A 12,632-nucleotide genomic window follows, 5' to 3' on the forward strand; every position below is an offset into this window, starting at 1 on the left:
CCGAACGAGCATGACGAGCGATCCCGACCGCCGGACCTACGACGTGCTTCGCCTGCTGTCTGCCCACGAACCGATCGGCAGCGTCCATCTCACCGAGCACCTCAGGGAGCGAGGGTACTCGGTGACCGAACGAACTGTGCGGCTCACGCTGGCCGAACTCGACGAGGAGGGGCTGACCGAGAAAGCCGGCTCGCGGGGACGGCGGCTGACCGAGGCTGGCCACGCGGAACTCGAGCGCGGCGGCGTCGCGGGTCGTACCGAACGGCTCCGGGAACGGCTCCTCGAGCTGACCAGCCACGTCACCTACGACCCGGGCAGCGACGAGGGAGACCTTGTCGTCGGTACCGTAACTGTGCCGGCGGCCGAGCGGGATCGACTCGAGGAACTGCTAACACGGATCGACGAGTCGCCGATGGGGCCGGTTCGTGTGTCGGTCCGGCCAGTCGGCGGCGAGGAGGACGCGGATCGACTCGAGGTCGCGGTCCCCTCGAGCGTCACGATCGACGGTGTGCTCCTCTCACGGGGAATCGATGCCGACCTCGAGGCAAGCGGTGTAATCGAGTATCACGCCGCACCCGATCCGGAGATCGTTCCCTACGACGACCTGGACCCGGCGACGGACGGCGGCGCTGTCCTGCGGTTTACGGACGTGATCGGCGACGAGCGGGCGACCCTCGATATCGTTTCCCTGCTTATCGAGGCCGGCCGGACCGACGTCGCCGGTGCGTTGGCGGACGAACGCGGGTTGCTCGTCGCGGACGCCCTCGAGTTCCCGCTGTCGCGGTACGAGACCGTCACCGACGTAGCCGGCGAGACCAGAGACCGGCTCGGGGGCGTCCTCGACCATCGGCGACCCCGGGAGACGGGACCGTTCCCGTGGGGCGAGCCGGGGTGGACCTCCGGAACTCTGACTTACGCCGGCGCTGCCGGGTGTGTCGTCGCCCGGTGTGTCGAAGCCGGTATCGCAGACGAGTGGCGGATGCTCGACTCGGTCCGGTCCGTCTCGACGCTCGAGGACGGTCCCTCGAGTGGGACGTACTGACAGGGCGGACGTTTTGCCGGCCGATCCGCGTCGACGCGTCGGATATCGGTGTGCGAAGTTTTATACCGGTCACATGGATACTGAGGCGTAGGTGGCAATGACATGCCAGGGAAAACCACGCACGATCGACGGACGTTCCTGCGGTCCGCCGCGGCGACCGGCGCGGCTGCGACTCTCGGGGGGCTCGCAGGCTGTACGGGCTTTCTCGAGGACGACACGTTGAGCGTCGCCGTCTACGGCGGCGTGTTCCAGGACGTACTCGAGGACGAACTGTTCGAACCGTTCAACGACGAGGTCGACTTCGAGGCGACCTCCGAAGAGCAGCCGACGGCCGAGGAGGCGCTGGCCCAGTACGAGAGCGCGGTCAACGCGGGCGAGGCACCCGTAGACGTCGCGATCATGTCCACCGTCGGGGTTCTCCGGGGTCTGAACTCCGATCTGTGGCACATCTGGGGGAGCGAAGACGAGTTCGAGAACCTCGAGTACATCAGTGACGACCTGATCGAGGAGGCCGACGGCGGTATCGCGAGTATCGGTGCTCTCTCGTGGTACATCAATCTCGTCCAGAACACGGAAGTCGTCGACGAACCACTCGATAGCTGGGAAGTCCTCTGGGACGACGAGTACGAGGATACGTTCGGGCTGTTGGGCCTGGCGTCGAACTCGTTTCTGCTCGATATCACTGCGGAAGTCCAGTTCGGCGGTCAGGAGATACTCGAGGACCGCGACGGCGTCGAGGACGTGTTCGAGGAACTCGAGGGCGTCACCGACCAGGCGAACTTCTGGTACGAGAACGAGGCCGAGTTCCAGCAGCGACTCCGCGACGGCGAGGTCCCTGCCGGGATGCTCTACAGCGATATCACGCGAGTGATGCAGGACGACGGCGCGCCCGTCCAGTCGAACTTCGTCGAGGAGGGATCGGTGCTCGACTCCGGCTCCTGGGTCACGCTCGAGACCTCCGATCGCACCGAGGAGGCCCGACAGTTCATCGACTACGCCAGCCGGCCGGAGATCCAGGACCGCGTGGCCGAGAACCTCTATACGGCCCCGACGATCGACCGTGAACACTCCGAGATCGACGACGAGACCTACGAGGAGATCGCGGGTCCGGGCCCGGAGGAAGCGATCGTCCCGCACTACGAGCTGTATCTCGAAGAAGAGGACTGGGTCAACGAACGCTGGGAGGAGTTCATCATCGGCTAAGCGATGAGCGGCATCACACTCGAGGGCGTCGAGAAGCGGTATCCGGGCGGCGTGCTCGCAGTCAAGGGCGTCGACATCGATATCGAGAGCGGCGAGTTCGTCACGCTCGTCGGCCCGTCCGGCTGCGGGAAGACGACCACGCTGCGGACGATCGCCGGGTTCGAGCAGCCGACCGACGGGACGGTCTCGATCGCCGACGAGGTCGTGACCGATCTGCCGCCGTACGAACGGGATACGGGGATGGTGTTCCAGGACTTCGCACTGTTTCCCCACATGACCATCCACGACAACGTCGCCTACGGGATGGAGGCCGACGGCGGCTACCTCGACGAGGAGATCGACGCTCGGGTCGCGGAGATGCTCGAACTCGTCGAACTCCCGGGAATGGGCGATCGGACGCCCGACCAGCTGTCGGGTGGGCAGCAACAGCGTGTTGCTCTCGCTCGCGCGCTCGCGCCGAAACCCCAGGCGTTGTTGCTCGACGAACCGCTCGCGAGCCTGGACAAGAAGCTCCGGGAACAGATGCAAGTTGAGCTCCGGCGCATCCAACAGGAGGTCGGCATCACCACCGTCTTCGTCACGCACAACCAGGAAGAGGCGCTGACGATGTCCGATCGAATCGCCGTGATGAACGACGGCCGCTTCGAGCAGGTCGGGCCGCCGGGCGAGGTGTACGACGACCCTGAGACGCGGTTCGTCGCCGACTTCCTCGGGACGGCCAACATCTTCGACGGCACCGTCGAATCGGTCGCAGACGGCGTCGCTACCGTCGAGTGTGGCGACACAACGCTCCGGGCGCGGAACGTGGGCAGCGTCGGAGCCGGAGACAGCGCGTCGGTCGTAATCCGTCCCGAGCGGTTCGACCTCGAGGCCGCCTCGACCGACGGGGGAACGACTGCTACGGCCTCCGAGGGTGCGAACGTCTTCGAGGGCACGATCACGTTCCGACGACACCTCGGGAGCAGCATCGAGTACCACCTCGAGACGCTCGCGGGACGCGAACTCGTGGTCGTGAGACGCAGCGGACACGACGAACGAACCGCCGGCGATCGGGTCTCGGTCCGTGTCGGCGTCGACGACTGCCGGATCGTGGAGGCATAGATGGCGGCGGAAACGCCACCGTCCGAGGCCGACGCGGACGACCCGGGCTCCGGCTCCGAGACCGTCAACTCCGGCCGTGCAGGGTTGAAGGCCAACGCGAAGTGGTACGTCGTCTCCTACCCGCTGTTCTGGCTGGGGCTGATCTTTCTCGTACCGCTGGCGATGCTGTTCGCGTTCAGCTTCTACGTGAACATCCCCGGCGGTCGGTACGAGATGGGCCTTACCCTCGAGAACTACGCCCGCTTTCTGACCAGCGAGCTCTACCTGGGCCAGCTGTGGCTGACGATCGAGATCGCGCTGGTCACCGCGGCGATTTCGCTGCTGCTTGGCTACCCCATCGCGTACTATCTCGCACGCATGGAGCGGGCGTGGCTGCGGAGTCTGCTACTGATCACGATCATCTCGTCGCTGTGGGTAACCTACGTCATTCGTGCCTACGCGTGGCAGGTGATCCTCGCGTCGGGCGGGCTCCTGAGTTCGGTCGGCGTCAGCGTGGGACTCCTGTCCGAACCCCAGGCGTTCTATCCCGGCTACTGGGGACTGATCGTCGGCATGGTGTACGTCTTCCTGCCGTTTATGATCCTCACGCTCTACAGCAGCATCCGCAACATCGACGGCGAACTGCTCGAGGCCTCGAAGAACCTCGGAGCGGGACCGGTTCGGACGTTCCGGCGCGTGACACTCCCGCTCTCGAAGAACGGGATTATGAGCGGATCGGCGCTGGTCTTTATTCTCGCACTGGGTTCGTACGTTCTGCCGCGACTGCTTGGAAGCTCCGCCGAACGGACGCTGCCGGTGCTGATCGAGCAACAGATCATGAGCGAGGCGAACTACCCCTTCGGTGCCGCGATGAGTATCGGGCTGATCGTCGTGGTCGTCGCGTTCCTGTGGGTAATGGTCCGGTTCACGAACCTCACGACTGGCAGCCTCGGCGGTTCCGAGACGGCGACACCCGACGGTGAGTCGCCGAGTTCGGCAGCACAGTCGACAGGCGTGGGTGGCCGACTCCGGAGTGGGTTCGGGTCGCTCGCCGCGGCCGTCGGGCTGACTCGAGCAGTCGCCGGCGTCGGGTCGGCCGTCAACGCTGCCGTCACCGTCGTCAACGCCGAGACGCGCGAACGGGTGCTTTCGATCGCCAGCAGGGCCTACGCGGCCGCCGTGATGGTCTTTATCGCCGCACCGCTTGCGATCATCATCGCCGTCTCGTTCACGCCCGAACAGTTCCTCACGTTCCCGCCTGGCGGGTTCTCGATGCAGTGGTACGTCGAGTTCTTCACGGACCCCGACTGGGTGCTGGCGCTGTTGAACAGCCTCGGGATCGCCGGTGCCGTCGCGGTGCTCAGCACGACGATTGGCGGTAGCCTTGCGTTCGCCCTCGACCGGTTCGACTACCGCTGGGGGACGATCTTCGGGACGTTCGGTGTCCTGCCGATCCTCGTCCCGCCCGTCATCGTCGGGGTTGCGTTCCTAGTGTTCTTCTTAGAGCTCGGGCTGGCCGGCTCACGGTTGAGCATTATCGTCGCTCACGGGATTTTCTACGCGCCGTTTCCCTTCATCTTGATCTCGCAGGGACTGCGCGAGATCGATCGGACCTACGAGGAGGCCGCGATGAACCTCGGTGCGTCGCCAGGCCGGACGATCCGGACGATCACGTATCCGCTCTTGCGGGCCAACGTGGTCTCTGGTGCGCTGTTTGCTTTCATCCTCTCGCTGAACGAGTACATCATCGCGTGGCTCCTGTCGCTGTTTTTGGTCGATACGATCCCGATCCAGATATTCAACTCGCTGCGATACGGGTATACGCCGACTATCGCAGCCGCGAGCGTGGTCTTCATCGTACTGACCGTGGTCGTGATGAGCTCGATCGACCGCATGTCCGGAGGGATCTGGGAGTGACAGCCGAGCGCGTCCGCGTCGCTGTCGCCCAGACGGTCCCCGAGTTCGGGGCCGTCGAACGGAATCGGCGACGAACACTCGAGATCGTCCGGCACAACGCCGACGCCGACCTCGTCGTCCTCCCCGAACTCGCGACGACGGGGTACGTCTTCGAATCCGAGGACGAACTCGACGCGCTCGCGGAACCTCGAGAGGGCGAGACGGTAACCGCCTGGGCTTCCGTCGCCGCGGAAACGGACACCCGGATCGTCGGTGGGATCGCCGAGCGCGTCGATGCTTCTGCGGGCGAACCGGGCGAACCGGGAGAACCGGGCGAACCGGGCGAATCGACGTACTACAACAGTGCCGTCGTCGTCTCACCCGACGGCCTCGAGGGCGTCTACCGGAAGGTTCACCGCTGGAACGAGGAGAAACGCTGGTTCCGGGCCGGCTCGGAACTACCCGTCTTCGAGACGCCGTTCGGACGGCTCGGCGTGCAAGTCTGTAACGACCAGTGGTTCCCGGCGGCGACGATCACCCAGGCGCGAGCGGGTGCGGACTTGATCGCAGTGCCGACGAACTGGGTGCCGAACCCGGTCGTCGGCGACGGTGAACACGAGCTCCGCAGCGAGAACGGGGGCGACGACTACGACGACGACCGCCTGTCGGGTTGGACGATGGGCGTCCACCAGGCGATCGCTCACGCCGACGCGAACCAGGTCTGGATCGCCTGTGCCGACAGAGCCGGCACCGAACGGGGCACCCAGTTCGAAGGACAGAGCGTGATCGTCGGTCCTGGCGAACTGGCCGCGGGGCCGGCCCCGGCCGACGGGGAAGCCGTGCTGACAGCCGACTGTGATCTCGCTCGAGCGCGGGACAAGGCGTTGACTCCGCGTGACGACGCGCTCGAGGATCGCCGGCCGTCGGTGTACGATCTCCAGGGCGGATCGAACAGAGAGGAAGACACCGACGCCCAAACGGAAACCCCGACCGAAGCCGAAACCGACGGCGACGAGGCTTCGAGCCGACGCTAACCGTCCGCCGTTTCCGGTGGAACGCGTGTGACGCTTTCGAACTCTCGACGCGGCACCGTCCCGTACAGCGTCTCTCACGATACCGCGAGGCCGTACTCGTCTATGGCCGCAAGCAGTAGCTCGCCCGTTCCGACGTGGGTGACCAACCCGAACGTCCACGCGGGGTCGCCGCCAGGCAACCGATCCCGATCTCGCGGTCGTTGCCGACGAGGAGACCGGTACCGGCCGTTCGCGTCGGTTGCACGCTCGTCTCCGTCTCGTCGGTTTCCTGGAGGAAACGCAGGACGCGATGACGTCACCCGTATCCTCGAACGGATCGTAGGTTACCCGACTCGAGAGCGTGGCGATGCGGGTCCGAATGTGCTCGAGTCGGGCGTTGACGTCGCCGTGCTCGAGCTCCTGTCGGCCGCGTTCGGTGAGTCGTCGGCCCTGGCCGGGCACTTTTTCGGTGAGTCCGTGGTCCTCGAGTTCGGGGAGCGCGAGCCGGATCGTTCGGTCCTTGATGTCGTAGCCGTGGTGCTGTATCAGTTCGACCAGCTGGATGCTGCCGATCGGGCCGTGGTGGTCGACCAGACGAAGAATGTCGTACAGCCGCCGATCGAGGTACGGCGGCATTCGACCGCTCGTTGGAGAGTGACGACACTAACCTTTCGGGCGGGACCCGTGGGGTCGTCCTTGCCTCCCAGATACGCTTTTGTGCCTGCTCGATCAACCGATTGGGTGGCAACAGATTGCCGGGTTGTGCACATATGGCACTCGAGCTGAACGAACGCGAGCGGTCGAGGGGGCAACGTGTAGGGGACGTGTCGACAGTGGGATGGAACCATGAGTGAGCGCAATCGTGCGACCGAGTTCCGTGAGTCGGTATCGGGCACGAACGTCGAACTCGGCTACGCGGGTATCAAGACGTTCCTGAAAAGCGACACACGGGACGTAGACGACGTGGCGGACGTCGACGCGGCCGTCCTCGGCGTTCCTTACGACGGGGCCGTCTCGAACCGGCCCGGAGCCCGCTACGGCCCCGACGCGATTCGCCGGGCCAGTGGCTGGTGGGCCTACCTCTCGGCGTACAAAGGCGGGCTGACGAACATGCGGACCGAGAAGACGGTCGATTTCGACGATCTCACCGTTGCGGACTGTGGCGACGTGCCCGTCTTCCCGATGGACAGTGAAACGACGGCCGAGAGCATCGCCGCACATGTGGCGACGGTCGCCTCCCAGGCATTTCCCGTGTTGCTCGGCGGCGATCACTACTGTACCTTCCCCGCGTTCCGGGGCTTCGCCGAGGGCGCGGGCCACGACAGCGTTGGCTTCGTCCAGATCGACGCCCACACCGACACCGTCTCCGAGAGTCCAGTCTTCGGCTCGGAGTTTCACGGCTCGAGTACGGCCCGGATCGCAGACTCGCCGTACGTCGACTACGACTCGGTGAGCCAGATCGGTATTCGGGGCTACGAGTCGCCCGACTTCTTCGAGTTCGCGGACGAAACCGGGCTCGACCTCTATACGATGCGGGACATCTCCGAACGTGGCGTAGGACCGGTGATCGAGGAGGCCGTCGCGGCGGCCGCGGAGGACACCGACGCGGTGTACGTCAGCTTCGACATCGATGCCGTCGATCCGAGCGTCGCGCCCGGGACCGGGACACCGGTTCCCGGCGGCCTCTCGGCGGATCAGGCACTCGAGATCGTGGAGGTGCTCGGCGCTCACGACGCCGTCGGTGCCGCCGATCTGATGGAGGTCTCGCCCCGATACGACTCGACCGACGGGACCCAGCGACTCGCGGCGTACCTGCTGGTCACGCTGCTGGAACGGGCCTTCGCCGAGTGAGCCGACGGTACGGCTACCGGGATGGTGACGCCCACGAGCGATAGACTGGTTCGGAACACAGTCCGAACCGGACGAACCGGCGTCATCGCCGAGTCGGTCGTCGGGGAGGTTCGCCCCCAGAAGCGAAACCTTGAATCGACGCCCTCGCGAACTGCCACCCATGAGCGACGAGGAGGACGAGGAACCCGCCGTCACGCTCGGGGACCGAACGCCAGTCGAGGGCGCACCGCTTGCCCGCGTCAGCTCCCGGCTGACCTGGCCGAAGGAGAAAAGCGAGGTCGACCGCCTCGAGGGCGAAAGCACCATCCGGACGCCCGACGGCCCCCGCGAGCTGTCGGCCGTGCTCGAGGAGATCGACGAGACCTACTTCGAGCGCCGCCAGGAGTTCGAGACCCACGTCCGCGATGTCGTCGGCACTGGCCCGGTCCCGACGGCCGAGGAGTGAACGGTCGCTGCCACTGCTACTACCACTGCTGTTGCACCAACGGAGACTAGACAACTGTGGTGACCGAGGAGAGCCGACCAGTCCGCGACCGTCTCGGTTGGGTTCGCGACCAGTTCGATCGGCTATCCTGGTTCCAGAAGTCGCTGCTGACCGGGGCCGTCCTGACCCTGCTGTGGATGCGGTACGTCCCCGGCGACCTGCTGGGTCGGGCCGTCGTCGACGCCGTCGTTCTCATCGGCGGTCCGCTCGCGCTTGGCTTTTCCCACGGCAGACACATCGGCTGGACGATCAACCGCGTCGCGGTCAGAAACGCCGTCCTGCTCTCGCTTTTCGTCTTGCCGTTCTACGTCGTCGGCTCGACGCTGCCGACGATTCGGGCGTTCTACCCGATGTGGGAGACCTCGGCGGCGGCCGGCGAGTTCGTCCCCCACGCGCTGAAACTGTTCGTTCTCGCGCTGGCGGCCGAAACCTACTACCGTGGACTGCTCTGTGTCGGCGTCAAGGAGATCGGGTTCAAGGCCGTGCTCATCAGCCCCGTCGTCTACATGATCCATCACTCCTCGAAGCCGCCGATCGAGTTTCTCCTGTCCGGGCCGACGGACGTGCTCTTCGGTGCGGTCGACTACAAGTCCGACTCGATCCTCCCCTCGGTGATCGCCCACGGGGCCGGCCTCGTCTTGCTCGACTGGCTCGTCCTCCACGAGCCGTTGTTCGATCCGACGCCGTTTCTCGCCGTCCTCGAGTGGGCACCGATTCCGCTGTAACTGCCCTCGAGCCGAATGAACGAGCACGCATCACGATGTGTCCTCACTCGTGCCAGTGGTCGTGAACGACCTCGGCTAGCTCGACTGCGGTCGTCCCGTACTCTTCATACGACTGATTGCGGAACGTCCAGTAGGAGACCCAACCGACGGCGTTTGCGTCCCGAAAGAGGACACGTACCTGGGTCGGCTTGTCGGAAGGGGTGACGCCACCAGCGACACTCTCGGTAGCGACGTCTACCATCCCTTCGAATTCCTCGAGGTCACGTTGCTGATCCGGATGTGCCTCGTACCGTTCCGTTGTGTCGTCGGAATCGTCGTGTTCCCAGACGAGCAGTTGTACTCTCCCGGCGGTGTCGGCACGCGAGTCTGCGTCTACGCGACTGGCCATTTCGTCGTCGTCGGGGTCGTGCGAGAACGCCGTGAGGTGGGTCGCCTCGTCGGCGAGCGGCGCGGTGATCGACTCGTCGTTCTGTTCCCACTCGTCGCCTTCAAGCACCTCTCGAATCCGCTCTTCGGGCGGCAGTTGCGGCTCCGGATCGCCGCCTGGAGCGTCCCCCTCGAGGAAGTCTGCCCCGGTACAGCCGCTACCGAGCAATAGTCCGACGCCACCGGCGGTGCCTCGGAGGAGAGTCCTGCGGTTCATGTTTCCCGTCCATCACGTGGGATGGTAAGTATTTGGGGACCATCACATGCATCCGGCACTGGCTCCCGGAGTCGCAAGTCATCGCCGGACTCCCCCTATGGCCTGTCTGTGATACACCCTCTCGCACCGTCTACGAGCCGGCGGGAAGAAGCGTGAGCCACGTACGAATGCTCATACCCGCGTCTCTCGGGAAGAGCGTTCATCACAGCCGAGACCGACGCAATCGCGATCCAGTCCAACGAGGAACGACGATCGGATCGACGGCCAACCAGCGACCGATACCGTAAACGACGACATTGCGGTCGTCCCAACCATCATATATGGACTCACGCACGTCAGCGCGCGAAGCCGTTCGCCGACTCAAGTACGACTACTGCTATGCCATCGACGACGGCGAGTACGAACGCTGGGTCTCACTGTTTACCGAGGACGGACGGTTCGTCCTCGAGTTCGAGGGCGAACAGGTCTACGAGGGTCACCAGCAACTGCGGACGTTCGCCGTCGACACGTTTGACGACCTCTACGAGCATACTGCTCACTTCGTGACCAATCCCGTCCTCGAGGTCGATCCCGAGGACGGGACCGGAAGCGGTCGCTGGTACCTCCTGTTGTGTTACCGCGACGCGGACGGTGCGACCGGCTGGCGACAGGGTCGATACGTCGACGAGTATCGCCGGATCGACGGGCAGTGGCGGATCGAGTCGTCGCGTGCGTCGTTCGGGCTCTCGAGTTCGATCGCGTCTAGCGAGTCCTAGCGGCGCGGACGGGCCTGTCCGTGCCGGGTCGGGATACAAACGCGGTCACGCCGAATGGGACGCAAGCGAGTCGACGCGACCGCCCCCGTATCCGGACGGATATTCGCGCATATGGGGTGTCGTGGACTCTTGTTTAACTGAGCGGTCCAAAAAGGTTATAATTGCCAGCGGGTAAGCCACGCATAGAGATGGTAGCCGAAATCGCACCGCTGTTCATCCCCGGCGCACCCGGGGGTCCGGAACTACTGATCATCCTTTTCATCGCCATCCTGCTGTTCGGGGCGAACAAGATCCCGAAGCTCGCCCGGTCGACCGGCGAGGCCATGGGCGAATTCCAGAAGGGGCGTGAAAAGGTCGAAACGGAACTCGAAGAAATGCGCGACGGAGACTTCGACGATCTCGACGAAGACGATGACGACGACTTCGTCGACACGGAGCCGGTGACCTCCGAGAACGACGACACCGAGACGGAAACGGAACCCAACTGACGACGTTTTTCCGGGGCGTGTGGCCTAGCGGAGAGGGCAGAAGGTTCCTAACCTTCTGATCGTGGGTTCGAATCCCGCCACGCCCGTGCAGCGAGCCACGTAGTGGCGAGCGAACCGCCACGCCCGTCTCGTTACCGTGACTCCGAGCCGAACTTCGGAGTCTCGTCACTCCGGTCGTCGGTTCGGCTCGCCAAACCGGGTCAGTGGCTCGAGTTCGTCCGCGTTCACGTCCTCGAACGCGGCGCGGGCGATCACGCGGCGGTGGACTTCGTCAGTGCCGTCGACGATACGGAACTGTCGGACCGACTCGTAGAAGTCCGACAGCGGGAGGTCCTTGCCGATCCCGTTAGCGCCACAACACTGCACCGCGAGGTCGATCGCGTCCTGGGTGACGTTCGCGGTAAAGACCTTGCACATCGAGACGGGGACGCGAGCGTCGTCACCTGCGGCGATCCGATCCGCCGCATCACGGATCGCGGTGCGTGCGACGTGGAGTTGCGTCTCGGCGTCGGCGATCCGATGGCGAAGCGATTGTTTCTCGGACAGTGACGAGTCGAACCCTCGCCGTTCGGTGAGATAGGCCTTCGCGATCTCGAGCGAGCGCTGGGCCATTCCCGAGTACCGCATGCAGTGAGTTAGACGGGCGGGCCCGAGCCGCTGCTGGGCGTGGGCGAACCCCTTGTTCAACTCACCGAGCAGGTGCTCTTCGGGCACCCGAACGCTGTCGTACCTGATCTCGGCGTGGGAGACGCCCAGCGGTCCGCCGCCCATGTGGGGCACGTCGCGGACGATCTCGACCCCCTCGGCGTCCGCGGGAACGAGAAAGAGCGAACAGCCCTGGTAGGGATGAGCGTCCTCGTCCGTTCGTGCGAGGACGATCAACACGTCGGCCTCGACGCCCTGGGTCGTCCACCACTTGTGGCCGTCGATGACCCACTCGTTGCCGTCTCTCTCCGCCGTGGTCTCGATCATCTTCGGATCCGATCCTGCCCCTTGCATCGGTTCGGTCATCGAGAACCCCGAACGGATGTCGCCGGCGACCAGCGGCTCGAGGTAGGTCTCCTTCTGGAGGTCGTCGCCGGCCAGTTCCAGCAGATGCATGTTCCCTTCGTCGGGGGCGTCGACGCGCATCGCGACCTGCCCGAGGAGACTCCGCCCGGCTTCCTCGAACGTAGGCAGGGAGTCCCGAAAGCCAAGCCCCATTCCGCCGTACTCCTCCGGAATCTGTGGGGCGTAGACGTCGTACTCCCGTGCGGCTTCGCGGAGGTCCGCGATCGTTCCGCTCGAGAGCGCCATTCCGCCGGCCCGCTCGCGTTCGAGCGGGAGGACGACCTCTTCCATCAAGGCGTGGGCCCGGTCGGCGACCTCCCGGGCTCGGTCCGAGTCTGCGTACTGCATGCGATTCGGTCTCGGACCGCCACGGGTATAGTTTCTGGCTGCCATCTGAAAGTG

At 65.0% G+C, this 12,632-nt stretch carries 12 protein-coding genes, 1 tRNA gene and 1 pseudogene; 11 read left to right on the plus strand and 3 right to left on the minus strand.

Annotated features, from left to right (window positions below):
• Positions 1–10 precede the first annotated feature (10 nt).
• From C446_RS03615 to C446_RS03635, 5 genes are all read left to right on the plus strand, one after another.
• Positions 11–1,042, plus strand: coding sequence for an NrpR regulatory domain-containing protein (locus tag C446_RS03615; protein WP_006671703.1), 1,032 nt, complete (start codon positions 11–13; stop codon positions 1,040–1,042).
• A gap of 102 nt (positions 1,043–1,144) precedes the next feature.
• Complete coding sequence (locus tag C446_RS03620; RefSeq protein ID WP_006671704.1) at positions 1,145–2,245, plus strand: ABC transporter substrate-binding protein; 1,101 nt, start codon at positions 1,145–1,147, stop codon at positions 2,243–2,245.
• 3 nt (positions 2,246–2,248) lie between these two features.
• Entirely contained in the window at positions 2,249–3,346 is a 1,098-nt protein-coding gene (locus C446_RS03625; RefSeq protein ID WP_006671705.1) for an ABC transporter ATP-binding protein, read from the plus strand.
• Entirely contained in the window at positions 3,347–5,242 is a 1,896-nt protein-coding gene (locus C446_RS03630) for an ABC transporter permease subunit (protein ID WP_006671706.1), read from the plus strand.
• On the plus strand, positions 5,239–6,255 hold the full coding sequence (locus C446_RS03635) for a nitrilase-related carbon-nitrogen hydrolase (protein WP_006671707.1): 1,017 nt from the start codon (positions 5,239–5,241) through the stop codon (positions 6,253–6,255). The genes C446_RS03630 and C446_RS03635 overlap by 4 nt, the downstream gene beginning before the upstream one ends.
• Before the next feature lie 282 nt (positions 6,256–6,537).
• On the opposite strand, the pseudogene C446_RS20695 reads toward C446_RS03635, so the two are convergent.
• Positions 6,538–6,870 (minus strand): annotated as a pseudogene (locus C446_RS20695) (winged-helix domain-containing protein); the annotation flags it as partial.
• 210 nt (positions 6,871–7,080) lie between these two features.
• On the opposite strand from C446_RS20695, the gene C446_RS03645 reads away from it, so the two are divergent.
• The 3 genes from C446_RS03645 to C446_RS03655 all read left to right on the plus strand — a co-directional run bounded on the left by C446_RS03645 (position 7,081) and on the right by C446_RS03655 (position 9,294).
• Positions 7,081–8,085 (plus strand): agmatinase family protein, encoded by a 1,005-nt coding sequence (locus tag C446_RS03645; RefSeq protein WP_006671709.1) that lies wholly within the window; start codon positions 7,081–7,083, stop codon positions 8,083–8,085.
• A 160-nt stretch (positions 8,086–8,245) separates the two neighbouring features.
• Positions 8,246–8,530 (plus strand): DUF5789 family protein, encoded by a 285-nt coding sequence (locus tag C446_RS03650; protein ID WP_006671710.1) that lies wholly within the window; start codon positions 8,246–8,248, stop codon positions 8,528–8,530.
• A gap of 56 nt (positions 8,531–8,586) precedes the next feature.
• Positions 8,587–9,294, plus strand: a complete 708-nt coding sequence (locus tag C446_RS03655) for a CPBP family glutamic-type intramembrane protease (RefSeq protein WP_049920008.1) — start codon at positions 8,587–8,589, stop codon at positions 9,292–9,294.
• A gap of 43 nt (positions 9,295–9,337) precedes the next feature.
• On the opposite strand, the gene C446_RS03660 is transcribed toward C446_RS03655, so the two are convergent.
• Positions 9,338–9,937: a hypothetical protein gene (locus tag C446_RS03660; RefSeq protein WP_006671712.1), complete on the minus strand. Its 600-nt coding sequence runs from the start codon at positions 9,935–9,937 to the stop codon at positions 9,338–9,340.
• 320 nt (positions 9,938–10,257) lie between these two features.
• Between C446_RS03660 and C446_RS03665 the strand changes: the two genes are divergently transcribed.
• The 3 genes from C446_RS03665 (at position 10,258) to C446_RS03675 (ending at position 11,266) form a co-directional block, all read left to right on the plus strand.
• Positions 10,258–10,692: a nuclear transport factor 2 family protein gene (locus tag C446_RS03665; RefSeq protein ID WP_006671713.1), complete on the plus strand. Its 435-nt coding sequence runs from the start codon at positions 10,258–10,260 to the stop codon at positions 10,690–10,692.
• A 188-nt stretch (positions 10,693–10,880) separates the two neighbouring features.
• The gene (gene tatA, locus C446_RS03670) at positions 10,881–11,180 is read left to right on the plus strand and encodes a twin-arginine translocase TatA/TatE family subunit (RefSeq protein WP_006671714.1); all 300 of its coding nucleotides are present in this window, start codon (positions 10,881–10,883) and stop codon (positions 11,178–11,180) included.
• Positions 11,181–11,193: 13 nt separating this feature from the next.
• Positions 11,194–11,266 (plus strand) — tRNA-Arg (locus C446_RS03675).
• 79 nt (positions 11,267–11,345) lie between these two features.
• On the opposite strand, the gene C446_RS03680 is transcribed toward C446_RS03675, so the two are convergent.
• Complete coding sequence (locus tag C446_RS03680; protein WP_006671715.1) at positions 11,346–12,578, minus strand: acyl-CoA dehydrogenase family protein; 1,233 nt, start codon at positions 12,576–12,578, stop codon at positions 11,346–11,348.
• Between the last annotated feature and the right edge of the window lie 54 nt (positions 12,579–12,632).

The organism is Halobiforma nitratireducens JCM 10879 (assembly GCF_000337895.1).
GTDB lineage: Archaea > Halobacteriota > Halobacteria > Halobacteriales > Natrialbaceae > Natronobacterium > Natronobacterium nitratireducens.

Bases quoted from the DNA above. Each gene is read 5' to 3' on its own strand.
- C446_RS03620 (WP_006671704.1), top strand. From the start codon at position 1,145: ATGCCAGGGAAAACCACGCACGATCGACGGACGTTCCTGCGGTCCGCC.
- C446_RS03625 (WP_006671705.1), top strand. From the start codon at position 2,249: ATGAGCGGCATCACACTCGAGGGCGTCGAGAAGCGGTATCCGGGCGGC.
- C446_RS03660 (WP_006671712.1), bottom strand. From the start codon at position 9,937: ATGAACCGCAGGACTCTCCTCCGAGGCACCGCCGGTGGCGTCGGACTA.
- C446_RS03645 (WP_006671709.1), top strand. From the start codon at position 7,081: ATGAGTGAGCGCAATCGTGCGACCGAGTTCCGTGAGTCGGTATCGGGC.
- C446_RS03680 (WP_006671715.1), bottom strand. From the start codon at position 12,578: ATGCAGTACGCAGACTCGGACCGAGCCCGGGAGGTCGCCGACCGGGCC.
- C446_RS03615 (WP_006671703.1), top strand. From the start codon at position 11: ATGACGAGCGATCCCGACCGCCGGACCTACGACGTGCTTCGCCTGCTG.
- C446_RS03665 (WP_006671713.1), top strand. From the start codon at position 10,258: ATGGACTCACGCACGTCAGCGCGCGAAGCCGTTCGCCGACTCAAGTAC.
- C446_RS03630 (WP_006671706.1), top strand. From the start codon at position 3,347: ATGGCGGCGGAAACGCCACCGTCCGAGGCCGACGCGGACGACCCGGGC.
- C446_RS03650 (WP_006671710.1), top strand. From the start codon at position 8,246: ATGAGCGACGAGGAGGACGAGGAACCCGCCGTCACGCTCGGGGACCGA.
- tatA (WP_006671714.1), top strand. From the start codon at position 10,881: ATGGTAGCCGAAATCGCACCGCTGTTCATCCCCGGCGCACCCGGGGGT.